This window comes from Parabacteroides sp. AF17-3 (assembly GCF_003635445.1).
Lineage (GTDB): Bacteria > Bacteroidota > Bacteroidia > Bacteroidales > Tannerellaceae > Parabacteroides > Parabacteroides goldsteinii.
Map to the genome: position 1 here is coordinate 242,175 of NZ_QTMM01000003.1, position 23,226 is coordinate 265,400.

General features: G+C 41.2%; 14 protein-coding genes. All 14 read left to right on the top strand.

The genetic code is table 11. The features are described from left to right. The first annotated feature begins 37 nt into the window (after nt 1-37). Complete coding sequence (locus tag DWW91_RS05420; protein WP_233584417.1) at nt 38-3,373, top strand: TonB-dependent receptor; 3,336 nt, start codon at nt 38-40, stop codon at nt 3,371-3,373. Between the two features lie 17 nt (nt 3,374-3,390). After that, entirely contained in the window at nt 3,391-4,959 is a 1,569-nt protein-coding gene (locus DWW91_RS05425; protein ID WP_046145170.1) for a RagB/SusD family nutrient uptake outer membrane protein, read from the top strand. Between the two features lie 129 nt (nt 4,960-5,088). Further along, a complete protein-coding gene (locus DWW91_RS05430; protein ID WP_046145169.1) occupies nt 5,089-8,223 on the top strand; it encodes a sugar-binding domain-containing protein in 3,135 nt (1,044 codons plus the stop codon). 6 nt (nt 8,224-8,229) lie between these two features. Then, the gene (locus DWW91_RS05435) at nt 8,230-11,172 is read left to right on the top strand and encodes a glycoside hydrolase family 2 TIM barrel-domain containing protein (RefSeq protein WP_052716636.1); all 2,943 of its coding nucleotides are present in this window, start codon (nt 8,230-8,232) and stop codon (nt 11,170-11,172) included. Nucleotides 11,173-11,294: 122 nt separating this feature from the next. Further along, nucleotides 11,295-13,811: a DNA translocase FtsK gene (locus tag DWW91_RS05440; RefSeq protein WP_122327183.1), complete on the top strand. Its 2,517-nt coding sequence runs from the start codon at nt 11,295-11,297 to the stop codon at nt 13,809-13,811. Between the two features lie 24 nt (nt 13,812-13,835). Beyond that, on the top strand, nt 13,836-14,510 hold the full coding sequence (locus DWW91_RS05445) for a LolA-like putative outer membrane lipoprotein chaperone (protein WP_122327184.1): 675 nt from the start codon (nt 13,836-13,838) through the stop codon (nt 14,508-14,510). A gap of 54 nt (nt 14,511-14,564) precedes the next feature. Continuing rightward, complete coding sequence (gene trxB, locus DWW91_RS05450; RefSeq protein ID WP_122327185.1) at nt 14,565-15,518, top strand: thioredoxin-disulfide reductase; 954 nt, start codon at nt 14,565-14,567, stop codon at nt 15,516-15,518. A 42-nt stretch (nt 15,519-15,560) separates the two neighbouring features. After that, on the top strand, nt 15,561-17,039 hold the full coding sequence (locus tag DWW91_RS05455) for a glycoside hydrolase family 10 protein (protein ID WP_122327186.1): 1,479 nt from the start codon (nt 15,561-15,563) through the stop codon (nt 17,037-17,039). 47 nt (nt 17,040-17,086) lie between these two features. Further along, the gene (locus DWW91_RS05460; protein WP_007657415.1) at nt 17,087-17,524 is read left to right on the top strand and encodes a hypothetical protein; all 438 of its coding nucleotides are present in this window, start codon (nt 17,087-17,089) and stop codon (nt 17,522-17,524) included. A gap of 318 nt (nt 17,525-17,842) precedes the next feature. Beyond that, on the top strand, nt 17,843-20,053 hold the full coding sequence (locus DWW91_RS05465) for a TonB-dependent receptor (RefSeq protein WP_046145163.1): 2,211 nt from the start codon (nt 17,843-17,845) through the stop codon (nt 20,051-20,053). A gap of 37 nt (nt 20,054-20,090) precedes the next feature. Further along, nucleotides 20,091-20,423 carry a cation transporter gene (locus DWW91_RS05470; RefSeq protein WP_007657419.1) on the top strand — a complete coding sequence of 111 codons (333 nt, stop codon included), beginning with the start codon at nt 20,091-20,093 and terminating at the stop codon, nt 20,421-20,423. Between the two features lie 187 nt (nt 20,424-20,610). Beyond that, nucleotides 20,611-21,138 carry an RNA polymerase sigma factor gene (locus DWW91_RS05475; protein ID WP_007657421.1) on the top strand — a complete coding sequence of 176 codons (528 nt, stop codon included), beginning with the start codon at nt 20,611-20,613 and terminating at the stop codon, nt 21,136-21,138. A 9-nt stretch (nt 21,139-21,147) separates the two neighbouring features. Continuing rightward, nucleotides 21,148-22,404: a porin family protein gene (locus tag DWW91_RS05480; RefSeq protein ID WP_010802316.1), complete on the top strand. Its 1,257-nt coding sequence runs from the start codon at nt 21,148-21,150 to the stop codon at nt 22,402-22,404. Between the two features lie 42 nt (nt 22,405-22,446). Continuing rightward, entirely contained in the window at nt 22,447-23,220 is a 774-nt protein-coding gene (locus DWW91_RS05485) for a hypothetical protein (RefSeq protein ID WP_046145160.1), read from the top strand. Nucleotides 23,221-23,226: the final 6 nt, after the last annotated feature.

Genomic DNA, 23,226 nt, shown 5'->3' on the forward strand with positions numbered 1-23,226 from the left:
GATCAAAAAAATAGTATTTACTTAACAAAACAAAGATATGAAAATAAATCCTTTGTTAATACATTTCTTATGTCTAAAAAATATCCAAAAGGCATTCAGAATTATGAAAATATCCTTTTTTATTCTTTTTGTTTGTGCTTGTCAATTGTTCGCAGTGAATACAGAAGCGCAAAATGCTGTTATCGAATTGAACTCAAACAAAATTTCGATAGAAGAGCTTTTTAAAGAAATTGAAAAACAGACTGATTATCTGGTAATCTATAGTACAAGCGGTCTTCGTTCAAACTTTGAATTATCATTAACGAAAAAGAAAGCAAAAGTATCCGAATATTTGGAGGAAGCTTTAGCCGGACATAACTTGAAATATGAGTTTGTGAATAATTACATAATCTTGTCGAGTTTGGAAATAAAGAAATCCCAACAGGATAAAAAACAATTGCAAGGAACAGTTTATGACCAGAATGGAGAACCTGTCATTGGAGCGAATGTAATAGAAAAAGGTACTCACAATGGAACAGTCACAGATATTGATGGTAAATTCTCTCTTACCATAGGAAAAAATAGTTCTTTGGAAATTACCTTTATCGGTTATTTGGCACAATCTGTAACTCCTAAAGATAATACAATCAATATTTATCTGAAGGAAGATTTACAAACTCTTGATGAGGTAGTTGTAGTTGGTTATGGTGTACAGAAAAAGGTAAATGTAATTGGGGCTGTAGCTGCAGTTAATTCTGAATCGATCGGAAACAGACCTGTGACTAATATATCCAATGCTATTCAAGGTTTGTTGCCAGGAGTGTCGGTAACTTCTGATACAGGACAACCAGGGCGTGATAACCCCACATTGCGTGTTCGTGGAACTGGAACATTAAATAATTCGAATCCTATGTATGTTGTGGATGGAATGCCTGTAAGCGGTATCAGTGACATTGATCCGAATGATATTGAAAGTCTATCTGTCCTGAAAGATGCTTCATCTGCTGCTATTTACGGATCACGTGCTGCTAATGGTGTAATTCTTATTACCACCAAAAAAGGAACGGAAAGAGCTCCCCGTTTAAAATATGACGGATATGTTGGATGGCAGAATGCAATTAGTTTACCGGAATATCTGTCTTCTGCGGAATATGCAGAGTTGTATAATAAAGCTTTGATTTATGAAGGTAAAGCTCCGAGATATACAACGGAAGAGATCGCTCTGTTCAAAAATGGATCTGATCCGGATAATTATCCGGATACGGATTGGCATGATTTGTTTTATAAGACAGGGTTTATGCAAAATCATAGAGCAGAAATAAGCGGAGGAAATGGTGGAACGTCCTATATGTTTTCGGTAGGTTATTTAGGACAGGATGGTATCGTTAAGAATTCTGAATATGATCGTTATACAGTAAGAGGTAATGTGAATTCGAAAATAAGCAATGTGATTACAGCCGGTGTAAATTTGTCTTTTATGTATGGGGATATGAAAGAACCTATTTCTGCAAAAACAGGGTCGACAGGCTCTTTATTCACTATGATAAATACAATAGCTCCCTTTGTCCCTTATAAATATTCAAATGGCTATTATGGTTATAATTCCGATGGTAATCCGATATCCAATTTGGATATTAATAATATAAATAACGAAAAATGGTACTCGAGTCGTGCTGTAGGAAATATTACTTATGAACCGGTTAAAGGATTAAAACTTCAGGAAAATGTTGGATTTGAATACAAAGCGAATGTAGCGGAATGTTTTAAAAAAGATCAGCAGTTCTATAATTGGAAAACAGGTTCTCCTAGTATGTATATTGGTCCTAATAGTCAAACGGATGAACGTAATAATCAATTACGTGTCAATTTGCAAACATTAATTAATTATAATAAGACTTTTGGGTCTCATGATATAGGTATTATGGGAGGATTCGAACAGGAGTACACTCGTTATGACTGGACAAAAGGATATCGGATCAATTTCCTGAATAATGACTTATGGGAATTGAATGCCGGTTCTCCGGATGGACAACAAGCTTCTGGTTCTGCCTATGAAATAGCTCTCCGTTCTTTCTTTGGTCGTTTAAGCTATATTTACGATAACAGATATTTATTGGAGCTCAATATCAGAAGGGACGGAACTTCCCGCATTGCTCAAAGTACACGATGGGGTAATTTCCCTTCTTTCTCTGCAGCTTGGAGAATTATTAATGAATCGTTTATGGAAGGAACCCGAGGTATTTTGTCTGATTTGAAACTTCGTGGAGGCTGGGGTAGATTAGGAAACCAGGCGATATCCAATTATCCTTATCAATCGGTTCTTGCACAGAAGAACTATGCTTTGGGTGGTTCTGTTTATCAGGGGGTTGCTCCTGTAGATGGAGCAAATAAGAACATCAAATGGGAGACAACGGAAACGATCAATTTGGGATTGGATGTTGCTTTCTTATCCAATCAGTTTGTTTTGTCAGTTGATGCTTATAAGAAAAAGACATATGATATATTAATGAAATTACCGGTTAGTCCGCTTTACGGATTATCAGCTCCTTATCAAAATGCAGGAGAGGTTCATAATACAGGGGTTGAACTTCAATTAGGATACAAATATGCACATAAAGATTGGACTGTGGATGTTACAGCGAACACTGCTTATAATAAAAATGAAATCGTTGATTTAAAAAATAACGGTGCACGCATTTGGAACGGATATAAATTCCTGCAGGAGGGGTATTCTATTGATTCCTATGGTGGATTTATTGTAGACGGTATTTTCCAAAATGAGGAAGAAGTCAAGAATAATGCTGTGATAAATAGAGCAAATGCCGGTCCGGGTGATTTTAAGTATAGAGATGTAAAAGAGGATGGCGTTATAGATGCAGAAGACCGTGTTTATCTAGGATGTAGTACTCCTAAATGGATATTTGGTTTAAATTTGTCTGCTACATGGAAAAATCTGGATGCATCGGTATTCTTCCAAGGTGCTGCCGATGTAAAAGGATTTCTTCATTCATGGGCAGTCGGTGAATTAATGGGAGATAAATCAAAGCCCTCTTCTCTGTATCGAGATGCATGGGATGCAGAGACCAATCCTGACGGAAAATTTCCAAGACCGTTGTCTTCCTGGTCGCAGAACAGTAGTGTATATTATAATTCGTCATTTTGGATGAGAAATGCTTCTTATTTGCGATTGAAAAATCTCCAGATTGGGTATACAATACCAAAAGAATGGTTGAATATCCTTAATATAGAAAAAGTACGGTTTTATTATAGTGGTCAAAATATGCTTACCATTACAAAATATCCAAAAGGATTTGATCCGGAAAGAACATATACTGACGGCGGTTCCAATCCTCTGTTAAGAGCGCATACGTTTGGTGTAAATATTGTTTTCTAATTTAATAAGATGAAAAAATGAGAAATATAATTTATTCGATAATGGGTGCGCTGTTTTTATCAGCGTGCAGCAGTGATTTTTTGGAAAGAAATCCATTGGATCAGCCTTCAAACGAAGGATTTTGGAATACGGAAAAAGATGCTGTAGCTGCGGCTATGGGATGCTACGACGGGTGGTTTTCAATGACAGAAGTGATATCTTTAGATTGTGCTTCCGATAATGCACATGATCCGTTCCCTTGGGAAGGATGGTCGGTTCAGGCTTCTGGGTATGCAACTCCTTCTGATCCGGGAACAGATTATTTTGGATATAGCAAAATGGTCCGTTACAATAATTTTCTGGAAAATATTCATCGTCCAGAAATGGATGATGCATTGAGAGCCAGACTGACTGCGGAAGTCCGATTTTTGCGTGCATGGGATTACTTTTGGAAAGTTCTGTTTTATGGTGATGTTCCTTTAGTAAAAGAAGTTTTACCTATAACAGATGCGAATAAACCGCGTAATCCGAAAGAAGAAGTTATTCAGTTTATTTTGGACGAACTTACCGAGATAACACCTCAACTGGAAATTAAATATACAGGAAATGATGTGGGGCGTGTTACTCGTGGAGCAGCATTGACATTGAAAGCGAGGATGTTGTTGTACAATAATCAATATGCAGATTGCCTGAAAGCATGTGAAGAAATTATGAAACTGGGATATTCCTTGTTTCCTAATTACAGAGGCTTGTTTCGAATTTCGAACAAGAATAATCAGGAGATAATCATGGATGTTCAGTATGTTGAAAATTTATATTCTAATGGGACATTGGGAATATTGCCTCCTGCCAGTTGCGGGGGGTGGTGCTCTATCAATCCGACACAAAGTTTGGTGGATATATATGAATGTATAGACGGAAAAACAATAGAAGAATCTCCTCTTTATGATCCTGACCAACCTTATCAGAATCGTGATCCTCGACTTAGTGCCAGTATTTTATGTCCGGGTGACCTGTACGAGGGAAAATACTATGATCCGATAGATCAGAACGATCCCAATGGGGATTATTATGCTCCTTACGGACGTTCAAAAACAGGTTATCTGGTTCGTAAATATGTGGATGATTTGAGTGATTATGCAGATATGTGGAATACGGCAATGAATGCTATTGTAATGCGTTATGCGGAAGTCTTATTAATGTATGCAGAATGTAAAGTAGAGTTAGGGGAAATTGATGCTTCTGTTTATGATGTACTTAATGAACTTCGCAGTCGTGCCGGTATGTGTGAAGTAGATAAAACTGTTTATATAACTCAAGCCAAAATGAGAGAACTCGTGAGACGTGAACGTCGGGTAGAATTGGCTTTGGAAGGATTACGCTGGTTTGATGTTTGTCGCTGGAAAATCGGTGAGGAGGTGATGCCTGGGCAGGTTTACGGATGTCGTTTAGGAACAGTGGATCCTGTAACTGGTAAATTGGCTTTAACAAAGGAACGGATCAAGACGGAAGTTCGGATTTTTGATCCAGCCAAGCATTACCTGTGGCCAATTCCGCAAACAACGATTGATGCAGCTTCTGAGATAAAACAAAATCCGGGGTACTGATAAAATATCCGGTATAACTAATCAAGGCAAAACTGATTGTCTGTTTTGCCTTGACTTTTATAAAAGATCACTATAATGAAAAAAATAATCTGTTGTATTTTTCTACTTTTTTCTTTACATCAGTTTTTAATGCCCCAAACTACCGGACGGATATCGTTAGCCGGAGATTGGCGGTTTGAACTGGATTCGGCTGACATTGGCGAAGAAGAATTATGGTATACAAAAACATTAATCAATAGTATAAAACTGCCGGGTATTACGGATGAAGGTGGTTATGGTCCAGAAGTTATTGAGACAGGAAAACTGTCCCGGTTGCATAAATATATAGGGAAAGCATGGTACCAGATGGATATAAGCATACCTGAAAACTGGAAAAATAAAAATGTATCCCTTTGTTTCGAGCGGATAATGTGGAAAAGTAAGTTGTGGTTAAATGATCAATATATTGATGCGCAGGAATCGTTATTGACACCTCACTATTATTTTTTAGGTAAGTTATCTCCTGGTACTTATAGGTTAACTCTATGTATTGATAATCGGGAAATCTATCCGATAGGAAATGAATGGGGACATAGTTATGGCGAACAGACACAAATTATCTGGAACGGAATAATCGGAGAAATGATCATGTCGTCACATCCGGATGTACAAATCAGCCAGATACGTACTTTTCCGGATGATACGGGACAATTAGATATTGAAATTTCAGTTTTGAATCGATCCCAAAAGGAACAGAAAGCAAAACTGTGTTTTGAATTAAGGGACAGGAAAACTGGCAAGGTGGTTAATACAATGGAGTCGAATTGTCGGATAACTTCCGGAAGAAACAGGATCGTTGAATCTCTTAAAGTCTCTGATGTAAAACTTTGGGATGAGTTTTCTCCTTCTTTATACGAACTGAACTGTTCTTTGATGAGTAAATTGGGAAATGATGTTTATGAACCTGTTATATTCGGATTTCGTTCGATTGGAAAAACAGAGGATTATATAACGGTTAATGGTTTGGAACGTTACTTGAGAGGAAATCTGGATTGTGCCGTTTTTCCATTGACAGGATACCCGGCCACAGACAAAAAGAGTTGGCTTCATATTCTTCGGTCCTATAAAGATTTTGGTTTAAACCATGTCCGTTTTCATTCATGGACTCCCCCTAAAGCTGCTTTTGAAGCAGCAGATGAACTCGGCTTATATATATTGAGTGAAATATTTTGGCGGGATGGATGGATGGGTAAAGAATTGGATATCGAAAAGGTGGAACCTTTTTTACATGCGGAGTTAAGGAGGATAGCTGATTCTTATGGAAATCATCCCTCTTTGGTCATGCTGGCAATGGGGAATGAACTGGGGGGATTTGATCGTAATAAGTTGGACCCCTGGATAAAGGACGTTAAAGAACATGATCCGCGGCATTTTTATACAGCATCGGTCAGACGACCTGTTACAGCGAATTCGGATATCAATTTTCAAGGGGATCTTTCATCTCCTTATCCGTTACTTTTTATTAATGAAGGACGATTATCCACGGATTGGGATTATTCCAGGTGGTATGGAGATGCCTCTCCGTTACCATCTATTCAACATGAAGTCGGGCAATGGGTGTTTTATCCTGACTGGAATGAAGTAAATAAATATACAGGAAATTTGAGAGCGCGATCGATGGAATCATATAAAAAACTAGCCTTGAAGCATGGTGTATATGAGCAAAATAAAGAATTTACACAATCTTCCGGACTCCAATCTCTTACTTTGTATAAGGAGAATGTGGAATCTTTATTGAGAACTCCTTATTGTGGAGGTTTTCAATTGTTAAGTATTCAGGATTTTCCGGGACAAGGAGTGGCTTTGGTCGGCTGGTTGGATTCATTTTATGATAACAAAGGGATTGTTACACCTAAAAAGGTTAGAAATTGGTGTAATACGACAGTTCCGCTTATGCGAGTACCATCTTATATATATATGTCAGTCGATACATTGAAAGTTGGAATAGAAGTTTTTCATTTTGCCAATAAAGATATAGAAGATGCAAGGATCGATTGGCAATTAAGGAATGATAATGGTTATGTATGGGATAAAGGGACTTTCGATCATTATGATATTAAAAATGCGGTATTGAATAAAATAGGATTTTTATCAGTACCATTGAATAAAATAGATCGTTCACAGAAACTGGTTCTGGAGGTCTCAATACGTGATACGGAGTATAAGAATAACTGGAATTTATGGGTATTCACCGAACAGAAGGATTTAAAAGATAATTCAGTGAAAGAAACAACTTCTGTTACAGAAGCTATTGATTATCTTAAAGCTGGAAAGAATGTTGTTTTGTGGGCACATCGGTTGGGAGGTAATAAAAATGCCGGATATGCTCATTGGAAACCTACTTTCTGGCAGGCGGGAGATCAGGGAAATGAAGGGTTCACGAACGGAGCGGTTATTCGAAACACACATCCGGCATTCAATAATTTTCCGACCGACAACTATTTGGATTTTCAGTGGTTTGAGATTTGTCAGGGTGGACGTGGTTTTGATTTAGAAGGATTTCCGTCCACTATACGTCCTATTGTACAACCGATTCATGATTTTCATTTTAATCGTAAATTAGGTTCCATCATGGAATTTGTAAGTAAAGAAGGAGGACGTATTTTAATATGTGGGTATAATTTGGTGGATTCGTTGGAGAAGAGACCGGCAGCGCGGACTTTGAAGAACAGCTTGCTACGATATGTCGCTTCCTCTGGTTTTCAACCAAGTGACATTATTGATTATGATTGGATGAAACGTGAATTGTATGATATAAACACATCTTATTTAGCCTCTGGTGAATTTGAAAAGGCGTATCTCTATGTAAAGGCCGGAGGCCGTTGGGAGCAAAACGGAGTAACGGAATGGGCACTTGAAAAGGATGCTTCTACATTTTATGAAACAGATAAATATGGTTATCGTGTTCATTGCGATAATATAATAGTAGATAAATCATTTTCGGCATGGCAGGGAAAGAAGATTGAATTGGACTTGAAATTGCCATTTGATTTTGATGGTGTAATTAAATTATTCCTCTGTAATCCTGATAATAAGGTTAGAAAAGGAACTGTTTTTTTCAATGGAAGAGAAACAATTGTCGATCATATTCCGCGTGAAGGGAAATGGGTTACATTTAAGTTGAATCCGGGAGAAACCTTGTTAGGTAATATCGGTATTACGCTTACAGGCCTTGACGGTAGATCTTTGTTGGTTGGTGAAATAGCCTTGATGCCTAAACAATAATATTTTATGAAGAGCGTGAAAAAGTATATAAATAAGTTTTTAAGTGGGATCATTTTCTTTTGTATGTTTTTTGCGGAAGTGTATGCAGGGAATGTTTCACGGATAAACCTTTCAATGAATACTGACTGGGCTTTTTTTCGGGGTGATATTGAAAACGGTGAATCTATTACGGCTGATGATTCCTGTTGGATGCCGGTTTCAATTCCGCATATTATGCAACTGGAGAGGAAACATTGTGGTGGAGATGTGATTTATGATGGGATAGGTTGGTATCGTCGTTATTTTACTCTCGATCCTGAATATAGAGATAAAAATATTCGTATAGCATTCGAAGGTGTGATGACTTCATGCAAAGTCTATCTGAACGGGTATGAAATAACTGAAAATCATGGTGGATATATTGGCTTTATTGCAGATATCACGGGAAAGGTCAACTTTGATGGAAATAATGTCTTGGCAGTACGGGTCTCCGCAGAATATGATCCGTTGACTCCGCCGGGAAAACCACAGAGCGATCTGGACTTTTATTATTACAGCGGCATATACCGGGATGTGGAAATGATAATTTCAGATAAGCTTTATGTTACGGATCCTCTGGAAGAGAATGAAATAGCCGGAGGAGGAGTTTTTGTCACGTATCCCGAGGTGAGTAGAGAAAAGGCAAAGATACATATAAAGACTCATGTCAGGAATCGGTACAATATTCCCAGAAAAGGATATCTTCTCACTCGTTTGATCGATTCGGATAATAAGGAAATTGTTTGTCAACGGCATCTCTTTTCATTAAAAGCTGGTGCAAGTATTCACTTGGAGCAAGATTTGTCAGTTGATAATCCTTCTCTTTGGTATCCTTATTGTCCTTGTTTGTATGAATTGAGAACAGAAGTGATAGTTGACGATAAAACGGTGGATAAGGTCACCCGGCAAATTGGGATACGTTCTATACAATATACGACAGAAGATGGCTTTCTTATAAATGGAGAAAAATTGTATATGCGTGGTGCAAACCGGCATCAGGCTTATCCCTATGTAGGGGATGCCGCTTCGAATTCAATACAGGAAAGAGAAGTAATTAATATGAAACAGGGTGGTTATAATGCGGTACGTGCAGCCCACTATCCACATGATCCGGCTTTTCTTGACGCTTGTGATAAATATGGACTGTTGGTTGTAGAATGTATACCGGGTTGGCAGTATTTTAATAATGATACAACTTTCATAAACCGGGTTTATGAGGTTTGTCGTAGAATGATCAGGCGTGACAGGAATCACACTTCGGTTGTTTTATGGGAGACAGCTTTAAATGAAACGCGTTATCCGAAGGAAATTGCTAAGATACTTTATGGGATAGCACATGAAGAATATCCCGGTGATCAAATGTATACGGCTGGAGATTATTTCGGTCATACGGATCTGGTGGATTGTTATGATGTGTTCTATAAACAAGTAGCCCGTTTCCCGAAAGACGGTAATGTAATGAGCAATTATACGGAGGATCAAGTTGTAATTAAGCCGTTACTAACTCGAGAATGGGGAGACGGAGCCGGAGAGAAACCTCGTGTGAGCATAACAGAGAATGGGAGAGAATTGCTTGAACAATGTAATACTCGTTATGAACAGCTGGAAGGAAGAGGTTATTTTGATTGGTGTATGTTGGATGCTAATGAACGTTTAGGAGGACATTTCCTATGGAGTTATAATGATTATAATCGCGGAAGCCAGGAAACGACAATGTATTGTGGCGTTGTGGATATAAATCGTGCCCCAAAGTTCAGTTATTATATGATGCAGAGCATGCGTGATAAAAATATAAGTCAAGCTGGTTTATATGAAGGGCCGATGGTGTTTATCGCTTCCTATAATATGCCTTCGGAGACAGGAGGGGCTTTATCCCCAATCACTGTATTTTCTAATTGTGATGAAGTAAAACTCTATCAGAATAAACGGCTTATAGGAACACAAACTCGGTTGGAGCGAACCTCATTCCGTCCTAATATAGTAAAAAAAGGAGGAAGTCCGGATTTTGTTTTTTATCCGGATAGATATGAACAAGGAGAATTAATGGCTGAAGGTTTATCTGCTGGCAAAATTGTAGCCACACATGTGGTACGTACCCCTGGGAAACCACACCATCTGGAAGTCTTTTTTAATCATAAAAATGTGATGCCGGTGGCGGATGGAAGTGATATGATACCAGTTTATATAAAGGTTTGTGATGAAAACGGGACATTAGTGAATAACGCTGCAGATTTGATTACTTTGTCAATACGTGGACAGGGAGAGATCATAGGTGATGGTATTGAACGGGTAGGTATTAGTCGTCAACGGGTAGAAGGTGGTATTGGTTTTGTTTTTGTCCGGACTGGCAAATATCCCGGAGAGATAATAGTTAAGGCTGAAGCGAAAGATCTGCAGGAAGGGATAGCAGGCATAAAAAGTATCCCTTATGACGGTCTATTCGTGCCGGACGGTATTCACGCTTCTTTTAAAGGGAAAGAAGAAGATGGCGTAGTGGAAAAGATGAATATAAAAGAAAGGATGTTGCTAAATCTTCCTGTGATAATTCCTCGAGAGGTTACAGCGACCAGCTCTCATGTTTCTTATCCTGTAGTAAATCTCGTAGATGGAGATGATCGTAGTTGGTGGATTGCGGATACGGATAGTCTACCTCAGGTTGTGACTTTTTCGTTTGATGAACCTGTCGATATAAAGGCAAGTCGTATTCTTTTTCAAAAGGATAGTTCTTTGTACGGACATACAGTTGAAGTGTCATCTGATGGAAATAATTGGAGTTTGGTCTATGAGCAGGAGTGTACCGGTTGGGAGTTTAAACCGATAGAATTGAATTGTAGAAAAGTGAAGTGTTTTCGGGTTACAATTCATAGTGTATCGGAAGGACGTGCTGGTATGGGAGAAGTTACTTTGTTTGGGAAACGTAATGCTGATTGATTTCCAGGAACTGATAGGGAATATTAGAATTTTTGCGTGGTAGTTTGGAGATAATCATGTATATTTGCAAGTTATAAAAATATCTGGACTGTTTTTTCAGATATCATTTAACGAGGATTTATATGGCAAAGAAAGCAACTACAACAAAACAAAATAATAATAATGAACCGGGTAAGTTCGCAATGATGAAAATGTTTTTCACTAATGAGCGTACCCGTTTCATTACAGGATTGGTAATAGCAATTATCACCATTTATATAGGATTAGCTCTTATCTCTTTCTTCTTTACGGGAGGGGCCGATCAGAGTAAGATAGAAAACGTTCCGTTGGCAGACTTGCTGACCAACAGAGGGTCCGTTGAGAACTGGACGGGAGTGCGGGGAGCTGTCCTGGCAGATCTGCTGATGAACCGGTGGTTTGGGATATCTTCTTTTATGATCCTGTTTTTCCTGGGGTCGGTAGGAGCTAAATTGATGAACCTGCGCCGGGTATCGCTGTTGAAACGGTTTTTGTTTTGTGCAGCCATGCTGATTTGGGGATCTATGTTTTTTGCCTTTGTCTTTATCAGCGGATATGAAGATACATTTATTTATCTGGGAGGACAGCATGGGTATTACCTGTCGGAGGTGATGATCACGAATGTTGGTATTCCCGGAACGATACTGTTATTGGCGGGGGTGTTTCTGATCATCGCCATATTCTCCAGCAAACGGACGATACCGTTTCTGCAAAGTGTCCTTTCTTTCGGATGGTTGAAGAACCGTTTGAAGAGGGAGAAAAAAGAAGTATTGGAAGAAGAGGATATCCATGAAGATGATGAGGATGAGGTAACAGACCCGGTAGTGACAGAACAGCCGGACGAACGGCCGGAAACAGAAGAATTTGTTTTCGATACTGAAAAAGAAATAGAAACAGCCCGCAAGGAAGAGAGCCGGAAGAAGACAGAGGTTTATTCAACGATCTCCCATGATGATGCTTTTGAAGTGACAGTGCCGCAGGAAGAAGAAGTGTATGATGCTCCGAATGCGGAAAATCAGCCTGATGAGCCGGAAGATCTTCCCGGAGATCCTCGCTTTACGGTGGAAGTCCCGGCAGGAGACGATGAAGTGTATGATGCTTCTTCATTAGGTGAGTACGATCCGAAACTGGACTTGTCCGGCTTCCGTAATCCACCAATCGAATTGTTGAAAAAATATGATGTGAGCGACCATCAGGTCGATATGGATGAGCAGATGGCTAACCAGAAACGTATCAAGCAGACGCTGGAAAGTTTCGGTATCAGCATTGCCTCTATCAAAGCAACCGTCGGTCCGACTATTACTTTATATGAAGTGATACCCGATACCGGAGTTCGTATTTCAAAAATTAAGAATCTGGAAGACGATATTGCCCTGAACCTGTCGGCTTTGGGTATCCGTATCATAGCCCCGATGCCGGGTAAAGGTACGATCGGTATCGAGGTGCCGAATAAGGATCCGCAGATTGTATCTATGCAGTCGGTCGTTGCTTCACGTAAATTCCAGGAATCGAAATATGACCTGCCGGTTGTGCTGGGTAAGACGATTACGAATGAAATCTTTATGTTCGACCTTTGTAAGATGCCTCACTTGCTGGTGGCCGGTGCTACCGGACAAGGTAAGTCCGTCGGGTTGAATGCCGTGATCACTTCTTTATTGTACAGGAAGCATCCGTCGGAACTGAAGTTTGTCATGGTCGACCCGAAGATGGTAGAGTTCGGTATCTATTCCGATCTGGAACGTCATTATCTGGCGAAATTGCCGGATGCGGACAAAGCGGTAATTACGGACTGTACAAAAGTTATTATGACGCTGAACTCCGTTTGTAAGGAAATGGATGACCGTTATGAATTGCTTATGAAAGCGCATGTGCGTAATATCAAGGAATATAATGCCAAATTTATTTCACGTCATCTGAATCCGGAGAAGGGGCATAAATTTATGCCGTTTATCGTGGTGATCATCGACGAGTTCGGTGATTTGATCATGCAGGCCGGTAAGGAGATTGAAACACCGATCGCCCGTATTGCCCAGAAAGCACGTGCCGTCGGTATCCATATGATCATTGCAACGCAGCGTCCGTCTACCAATATCATTACCGGTATTATCAAGGCAAACTTCCCGGCCCGTATGGCATTCCGTGTGATGCAGATGGTCGATTCGCGTACGATTCTGGATGCACCGGGTGCCAATCAGTTGATTGGTCGTGGTGACTTGCTGTTCTCACAGGGAGGCGATACAAATCGTGTGCAATGTGCGTTTGTCGATACTCCGGAAGTGGAACAGATCGTCAATTTTATCTCCGGTCAGGCCGGTTATCCGACTGCTTTCCTGTTGCCTGAATATGTAGGTGAAGGTGGTGAAGACAAGGCTCCGGGATCAGTGGATCTGTCAGACCGTGATCCGTTGTTTGATGAAGCTGCCCGTCTGATTGTGATTCAGCAGCAAGGTTCAACATCTCTGATCCAGCGTAAGTTTGCCATCGGTTATAACCGTGCCGGTCGTTTGATGGACCAGTTGGAGGCTGCCGGAATCGTCGGACCGTTTGAGGGTAGTAAGGCCCGTCAGGTCCTGATCCAGGATGAGTATAATCTGGAACAGTTACTGAATTCTCTGAAATAATATGTCCTTTAGTAAATGTAGTTTATGGAAAGAGAGAGAAAAATAAGAATATGGCGGGGAATCGCGTTTGTGGGATTTCTGTTGTGCCTTCTTTTTGGAACAAGAGTGATAAGCCAGGCTCAGAATCCGGTATCTATCCTCGATAAAGCGGCTTCTGCCTACGAAAACTCGAATGGTATAACAGCCTCTTTTGAACTGAATACCCGTTCGGATGTACAGAAAGTATCGGAAAGTTTTGAAGGGACGATCAATATGAAAGGCGATAAATTTACGTTGGTCACTCCTGATATGATAACCTGGTTCGACGGGACTACCCAGTGGACTTATGTGGAACGGAATGACGAAGTGAATGTGAGTACGCCGAGCGGAGAGGAATTGCAATTTACCAATCCGGCTTTGTTGTTACGTGTATATAAGAAAGAGTTTACTCCTAAGTATATCGGGGAAAGCACTGCGTTGAATGGAAAAACGGCTTATGATATCGAACTGACACCGAAGAAAAAAGGCGATATTATCAAAGTCGTGTTGCAAATCGAGAAGTTTTCCAATTTCCCTGCATCGATCAGGATCGAAGCGAAGAACGGAGTCAGCAACACGATTCATATTAGCCAATTGAAGACAGGGATAAACCAACCGGATGACTTTTTTGTTTTTAAAGAAAGCGAATATCCGGATGCAGAGGTGATAGACCTCAGGTAAAATAGAAGCGATGAAATAACAGCCAATTATCAATATTCAATTAACATAAAAAGTATGAGCGATTCAATAAATGAAAAGGTTCGTTGCCTTATAATAGGTTCCGGTCCTGCAGGATATACAGCAGCAATCTATGCTTCCCGTGCTAACTTGTCTCCGGTATTGTATGAAGGTATTCAACCGGGCGGCCAGCTTACTACAACAACAGAAGTTGAAAATTTTCCGGGATATCCCGAAGGAATCACTGGTCCGGAACTGATGGAAGACTTGAAACAGCAGGCGCTTCGTTTTGGTGCAGATATTCGTTTTGGTATCGCGACGGAAACGGATCTTTCGGCTGCTCCATACAAAATTACAATTGACGGGGAAAAGGTTATTGAAGCGGAAACGGTAATTATTGCAACCGGAGCAACTGCTAAATACCTGGGTATTCCGGATGAGAATAAATATGCTGGAATGGGTGTATCTGCTTGTGCTACCTGTGATGGTTTCTTCTATCGCAAGAAAGTGGTAGCTGTTGTCGGTGGCGGTGATACGGCTTGTGAAGAGGCTATCTATCTGGCCGGACTGGCCAAACAGGTTTATCTGATTGTCCGTAAGCCTTTTCTGCGTGCTTCGAAGGTTATGCAGGAACGTGTATTTAACATGCCGAATATTATGGTATTATTTGAACATAATACAATTGGTCTGTTTGGTGAGAACGGGGTGGAAGGTGCCCATCTGGTAAAACGCATGGGCGAATCGGATGAAGAAAAGGTGGATATCGCTATTGACGGTTTCTTCCTGGCTATCGGACATAAGCCGAATTCCGATATTTTCAAACCGTGGATCGATACGGATGAAGTAGGATATATCAAAACCGTACCCGGTACGCCACGTACGAAAGTTCCGGGAGTTTTTGCTGCGGGCGATGTGGCTGATCCGCATTACCGCCAGGCGATTACGGCTGCCGGAACTGGTTGCCAGGCCGCTATAGAAGCAGAGCGCTACTTGTCCGAAATTGGAAAATAACGAAAAAGTAGTACCTTTGCGCCACTCAATAAATAAGTGGAAATGAGAAAGTATTGCCTGTTATTTCTGGTCTTTTTCCTGCTTCAAGCGATTGGAGCGGTTGAATCTCCTAAGCACGAAATCCGTGCGGTTTGGCTGACTACCATCTATGGTCTCGATTGGCCGAAGAAGCCGGCTACAACGGAAGCGGGGAGAAAAGCACAGCAACAGGAATTATGTTCTATGCTGGATAAGTTGGCTGATGCTAATTTCAATACAGTGTTTTTGCAGGTTCGTCTGAGGGGTGACGTTATTTATCGTTCGTCTATTGAGCCTGCTTCCAAAACTTTCTCAGGAAAATACGGAACGATGCCCGGATATGATCCGCTGGCATTTGCAATAGAAGAATGTCACAAACGGGGGATGGAATGCCATGCCTGGTTTGTGACATTTCCTGTTGGTATGGATAAGGCTGTGAAGGAACAGGGAAAACTGTCCGTTGTGAAGCGCAAACCCAAACTGTGCAAGCGTCATAATGGCGAATGGTATCTTGATCCGGGGGTGCCGGAGACTGCCGATTATATTTTGTCGCTGGTGAAAGAATTGGTAAACGGATATGATATCGATGGTATCCAGTTCGATTATATCCGTTATCCGGAGCAGGCAAAGACGTTTCCGGATAAAGCGGTTCATCAGAAGTATGGCAAGTCTACCCGTCTGGCGGATTGGCGGCGTGAGAATATCAATAAAATGGTATACCGTATTTATGACTGGGTGAAACTGGCAAAACCCTGGGTTCAGGTCAGCAGTTCGCCGTTGGGTAAATATAACCGTATCGAACGGGTTCCTAATGCCGGATGGACGGCGTACGAAAGTGTTTTCCAGGACCCTAAAATGTGGATGGAGAAAGGAAAACAGGATATGATTGTTCCGATGATGTATTACCTGCATGATAACTTTTTCCCCTTTGTGGATAACTGGGTGGAAAATTGTAACGGACGTTTGGTTGTTCCTGGTTTGGGTGCTTACCGGATGGATAAGTCGGAGGCGGACTGGACGGTAAATGATATCACAGACCAGATAGATTATAGTCGTTATTATGGTGGTGCCGGTGCTACTTTTTTCCGTTGTGAGAATGTTCTGGATAATACAAAAGGACTGTATAATGAACTGAAAGATAATTATTATAAATATCCTGCTCAGCTATTTCCGCTGACCTGGCTGAATGACCGTGTCCCTGTTGCTCCGGGTGAAATTCGTGTGGACCGGGAAGGGGATGAATTGAAATTGTCCTGGCAGAAGCCGTCGGAAGAAAAAGAGGATTTAACCTATACGGTTTATTATTCATTGACGGATTCGATCGATACGGCAGCAGCCAAATGTATGCTGGCGACAGGGATAAGGGATACGGTTCTGTACCTGCCTGTCGGCCCGAATGAAGAAAGAGGATATAGTTTCAGTGTCTCGGCCTCTACCCGCTATCATATAGAGAGCCAGCCGTCTCCGGAAACGTATTATTACCTTTCCAGATTTCCTAAATAATATTAACGATTAGGAGCGGATTTACGAAAGCACTATCTTTGTGCTGAATGAAAAAAGCTGTAACATATTTGTTTATCGTTTTTCTGGCGTCTCTTATTTTTTATGGAGGGGCCGGAGTGAACTTTATTACCTACTGTTGTGGCGATTGCCGTACGGAAGGTGTTGCAGTTTTATTGAATGATAATTGCTGTGAAGTGCATGGTCATGGCTGTTGTGATGAGGCGGCAGAAGCACCTGTATGTTCTTCCGGCTGCTGTGAAGATGACTGTTGTGACCTGGAACGCATCAGTTTTGACTGGAGCAGTTTTAATAACCCCATTGTAGAATTACAGCCGGTAGTGGTCGACCTCTTGTCGTTTGGCTCTTCCTTAGCCTCACTCGTGCCGGTTCCTTCCATAAAAGAATTTATAGCACAGAATCAGGATGGACCACCCATTGTCTGTCCCCGTATTTATTTGAATTTATTGACTGCACTTTTGATTTAGCAGGTCTTTATCTACTTTTCCCTTGATGGAAAAGTAGTCAAAAGATCAAGGCTGCACCGGCTTCACTGCTTCGGTGAAAGATTCCGCTGTCGCATCTGAACTCGCTTCGCTCAAACAGCAGATGCTCCTACCGCTCCATCTTTCCCCTTCGCGGACGTTCATCCGCTGAGGCCTTGACAAGAACGCAACGCGTTCTCTTAGGATGGCCGATACAGATAGTTGTGTAAGAGACTGATACCTATATAACAGGTGGTTTTGGCGATCCCAAAAGGAAGCTCTGCTTCCTCTGAATTAATGATTATAACTCAAATGTAAGACATGTTGAAACAACTCTATCTTATTATAATATTGACTTTCTGCGCAGTTTTTGCCCAGGCGGAGGAAGTAAAAGGGCATGTGTTTGATGATAACAACCAGCCGATCATCGGGGCGAATGTTTATTGGGAAGGGACCCAACAAGGCACGACTACCGATGTAGACGGTGCATTTGAACTGAAAACAAGAAAAAGTACAAACAAACTGGTTGTAAGTTATATCGGTTATGAAACGTTTGTCATGCCGGTAACGAATACAGATGAACCTCTGGTTATAAAGCTGAAAGGCGAAGTAGCCTTAGAGGAAGTCGTGATCAGCGAGCGTAAAATAGGAACAATCGCTTCGCGTACCAGTGTGTTGCAAACTCAGAAGATCACCTATGATGAACTTTGCCGTGCTGCCTGTTGTAATCTGGCGGAAAGTTTTGAGACAAATCCTTCTGTGGATGTGTCTTATGCCGATGCAGCAACCGGAGCTCGCCAGATTAAGCTGTTGGGATTGGCCGGAACATATGTGCAGATGCTGACGGAAAACTATCCGAATTTCCGTGGAGCAGCTTCCTTATACGGCTTGGATTATGTTCCGGGTGCCTGGATGGAAAGTATCCAGGTCTCCAAAGGAACCTCTTCCGTAAAGAACGGATATGAGGCATTAGCCGGGCAGATCAATGTTGAATTTAAGAAACCGCCTACGGCTGATATTTTTTCTGTAAACCTGTTCGGTAGTGATGCCGGACGGTACGAAGGAAATGCGGATGCTTCCTGGCATATCAATGATAAGGTTTCGACCGGTTTATTAGTGCATTATTCGAATGATAAGAAACAGCATGACGGTAATGATGACGGTTTTCTGGATACACCTTTAAGAGAACAGGTCAACCTGATGAACCGCTGGTATCACAAACTGGATAACTATGTAGCCCAGTATGGAGTTCGTTATCTGCACGAAAGCCGTACGGGAGGGCAGGCCACCAAACATCATGATTTTACGGATCCGTATCGTGTGCAGTTGAATACGAACCGGGCGGAGTTATATACCAAACAGGCTTATATCATTGATAAGGAAAAGGTGGAGAGCGTAGCCTTGATCCTGTCCGGTTCTTATCATGAACAAAAGTCCATGTATGACCGTACTCCTTATAATGTATATCAGAACAATGTCTATGCGAGCCTGCTCTATGAAAAGGAATTTTCTCCGGCCCATAGCCTGAGTACCGGTTTGAGCATGAACTACGATGGTTTTAACGAGAACCTGTTGCAGAATGATGTGCGTAAAGTGTTCGACCGTACGGAAGTTGTTCCGGGTGCCTATGTACAATATACTTACAACCTGAATGATAAGCTTATACTATTAGGCGGCATCAGGGCAGATTACAGTTCTTTGTACGATTTCTTTGTTACGCCTCGCGTACATATTAAATATAATCCGTTCGACTGGTTTCATGTCCGTGCTTCTGCCGGTAAGGGGTTCCGTACGGCTAATATTCTTGCAGAAAACAATTTCCTGTTATCCAGTAGCCGTAAAATGAATATTGCGGATAATCTGGATCAGGAAGAAGCCTGGAACACTGGCGTTAATTTGTCATTCTACATTCCTCTGTTTGGAAAAGAACTGACGCTGACCGGCGAATGGTATTATACCAACTTCCTGAAGCAGGTAGTTGTCGATATGGATAGCGATGCCCATGCCGTCAGTTTTTATAATCTGGACGGTAAATCCTATTCAAACAGTTTCCAGGTGGAAGCGACCTATCCTTTCTTCCGTGGGTTTACACTGACTGCCGCCTACCGTTATACGGATGCTAAAACCGATTACCGGAATGCAGAGGGTGTGACACAGCGCTTGAAGAAACCGTTGGTAAGTGATTATAAAGCATTGGCAACCGCATCTTATCAAACCCCGCTGAAGAAATGGCAGTTCGATTTGACCGGACAGTTCAACGGAGGAGGCCGGATGCCGACACCGGATGCGACAAATCCGCTGTGGAAGCCTAATTTTAATGCTTATACAGTTGTGAATGCGCAAATTACAAAGTATTTTCGCAGATGGTCCGTCTATGTCGGCGCGGAGAACTTGTTTGACTATAAGCAATCTCATCCGATCATAGATGCGGAAAATCCGCGGGGAGACAATTTTGACGGTTCGATGGTCTGGGGACCGGTTCACGGACGGAAGATATATGCCGGCCTGCGTTTCAACATCAGCCGTGATTAAATAACAGATAATATTTACCAATTAATACAGATACATTATGAAACAGTTAGTAGTAGCATTGATTTGTGCCGTTTTTACTCTTTCTACGGTTTATGCACAGGATGCAAAAAAGAAAAAAGACACCGTTACTTTCTTCGTTGAAGGGATGGAATGTGCCAATTGCCAGAAAAAAGTAGAAAAGAATATCTCATTCGAAAAAGGAGTGACCGATATGAAATGTGACCTGACTACCCGTACGGTAGTTGTCACTTACAAACCGGATAAAACCTCGAAAACCAAACTGGCATCAGCCTTTAAAAAGATCGGGATGGAGGCTGTGCCTGTAGACGATGGAGCCGGATGCCCTGTCGATCCTGCGAAAAAAAAGTAAGCAGTCTATATCCGTTAACACGGAAATTCGTTAGAACATCTTATCTTTGCAAAGCATACCTGTAGGGGGCGGATCTATGTGTCCGCCTCTTTTATGAAAAAAAGTTCGTAAAACATGCAGCGTTTTGCACGAGAATAACATCATAATATTTGTACGGCCTCGTAAGAGGTGAGAAGGCACACACTGAATGGATGAGACACAACTGATAAATGGTTGTAGGAAGGGAGACAGGCTGGCTCAGAAAGAGCTTTACGAGAGGTATTCCCGCAAAATGATGGGAGTTTGTCTGCGTTATGTGAACGACAGGGAGACTGCTCGTGATTTGCTGCAGGATGGATTCGTTAAAGTTTTTACCAGTATGGACTCCTATTCGGGAATTGGCTCATTCGAGGGGTGGATGCGAAAGATCTTTGTAAATTGTGCATTGGAATATTTGCGTAAATCAGATGTGCTGCGCGAATCGACTGATCTGGATAATACGGCGGAGCTGATCCAACCGGATGCTTCGGCTATCTCCAATATGTCGGCGGCTGAACTGATGCAGCTGGTACAGGAGTTACCTGCCGGTTTCCGTACGGTATTCAACCTGTTCGCAATTGAAGGGTATTCGCATAAGGAGATCAGCGACATGTTGAATATAACGGAGAGTACGTCACGTTCACAGTTTACGCGCGCCAAACAGATGTTACAAAAGAGGATTAACGCATTGTATTAAGAGGAAAGAATGGAAAAGGAAAGAGATACATTTGATGATTTGTTCCGCTCGAAATTGCAGGATTTTGAGGTGGATACAATGCCGGGGGACTGGGAGGCCATAGCCGATCGTTTGCCGGTAAAAGCGCCGGTACCTTTCCGCCGGACATTACGCTACTGGGCTGCGGCAGCCGTAGTTTCGCTGTTGATGATAACAAGTGGCGTTTATTTATTCAAGTCAGAGAAGGAAGCGACTCCTTTGGCTGAAAAGATCGAACAGGAAACAAAGAAAATAGAGACGGAACTGGCAAAAGAGACGGAAGCGTCTGTTACTCAGGTACAGCCTGTCGAGGAAAGAATTACTGCATCACCGGTTGCAGCAGTGCAACAGCCGGTGATGCAGGCAACATATAAGGCGACTGTAAAGGTTGCTGAAAATGAACCTGCCGTTATTTCTTCAGATGATGATATGGAGGAGAATGCAGAAGTTATAACACTACCGGATAATACTGCTGTTGTTGAAACAGAAGAAGTTGCGCAGGATTATCCGGAAGTGGGTTCTGCTGATGATACCCGTTCGTTGATAGCGGATGCGGCTCCTGTCGGTAAGAAAGATAAAGAAGTATCTCCACGCAGATGGGGATTTGGCATGGGAGGCGGAAGTGTAACTGCCGGAACAAGTAATTCACTGAATACATATGCTTTGAAGAATACATCGCTTACGGATCAGGAGTTATTGTTTTTGAATTCTGCTAATTTTGAGAATTCAGCGCGAAAGACAAATGTAAAACATAAGACACCGGTTTCTTTGGGGATGTCAGTGAGTTATTCTTTAAATAACCGGTTTGCTTTAGTAACCGGTTTAAATTATTCGTTATTGTCTTCTTCGTGGGAAACATCCGATGCATACCATAATAAAACGAGTCAGAAACTTCATTTTATAGGTATTCCGTTGTCTTTGACATATAGAATAGCTGAATGGAAACGTTTCCAGGTTTATGCGGCAGCGGGAGTCATGACAGAAGTGAATGTGGCGGGTAAATTGGTTACGAAAAAATACATGCATAATGAATTATATGAAAAGGAAGCTGATCATATTCGTATGAAAGAATGGTTCTGGTCGGTGAATGCCCGTGCCGGTGTAAGCTATCCTTTGCTTCGTTTTGTAAGTCTTTATGCGGAAGTAGGGGCTGATTATTATTTCGATAATGGCAGTTCGATCGAAACTGTCCGTTCCGAAAAACCATTTAATGTAAATCTGCAGGCCGGTTTCCGGTTTGGCTTTTAATAAGAAACAAATACTAATAACATAAAAATTAAAAGACAGAAAATGAAGAAGCTAAAATCTTTAGGCGTGGTTGCCGCAGCAACTATTTTGTTGACCTCTTGTTTGGATGGTAATAATGAGAGAAGTTTAAACGGTTTTGGAGTTATAGAATTATCTATGGATGCTATGGGGAATGTTGCCTATATAGATGATTATACCCCTGTATATTCTCCTGCATTCAAAGATTACAAAGATGGTGATTGTATTTTTTTTACTAGCACTTATAGTACTGATGACCCAGCGAATAATGGGACGAAAAAATATTTGACGGTAACCAATGCAGTAGCGTCAAATCCATTAGACAAGGGAGAATTTGTGACTTACATTGATACAGCTAATATTATACCTGGTGAAATTGCAGCTCTGAATGTAGGGGTATTGGATTATTCTTATACTCAGTATTCATTTACCAATCATAATTATTTGTTTATGGGTTCGAGTCATGAAAAAGTGGCTTTAGATCAACCCAATAGATATATTTTGCAGTGGGATTATAATCAGGAACCTCAAACTGTAGATGGAAAACGTGTTTATGATTTCTTTTTACGTGTTGTGAAGAATGGTGATGGAAAGGGAGTTGCTGGCACTAATGCTTTTAATTATGTATTTAACACAAGTAGTTATTTCAAAACTTTACAGTCAAGAGAAACTGCAGCTGGAAATGAAACCTTAAATATTAGATTTAACTATATCAAAGAGTTTAATAAAGATTCAACAGCTGCAACATGGGGCAAATCTCAGATTTTCCAAACAGCCATTTACAAGGAAAATAAATAATAAGAT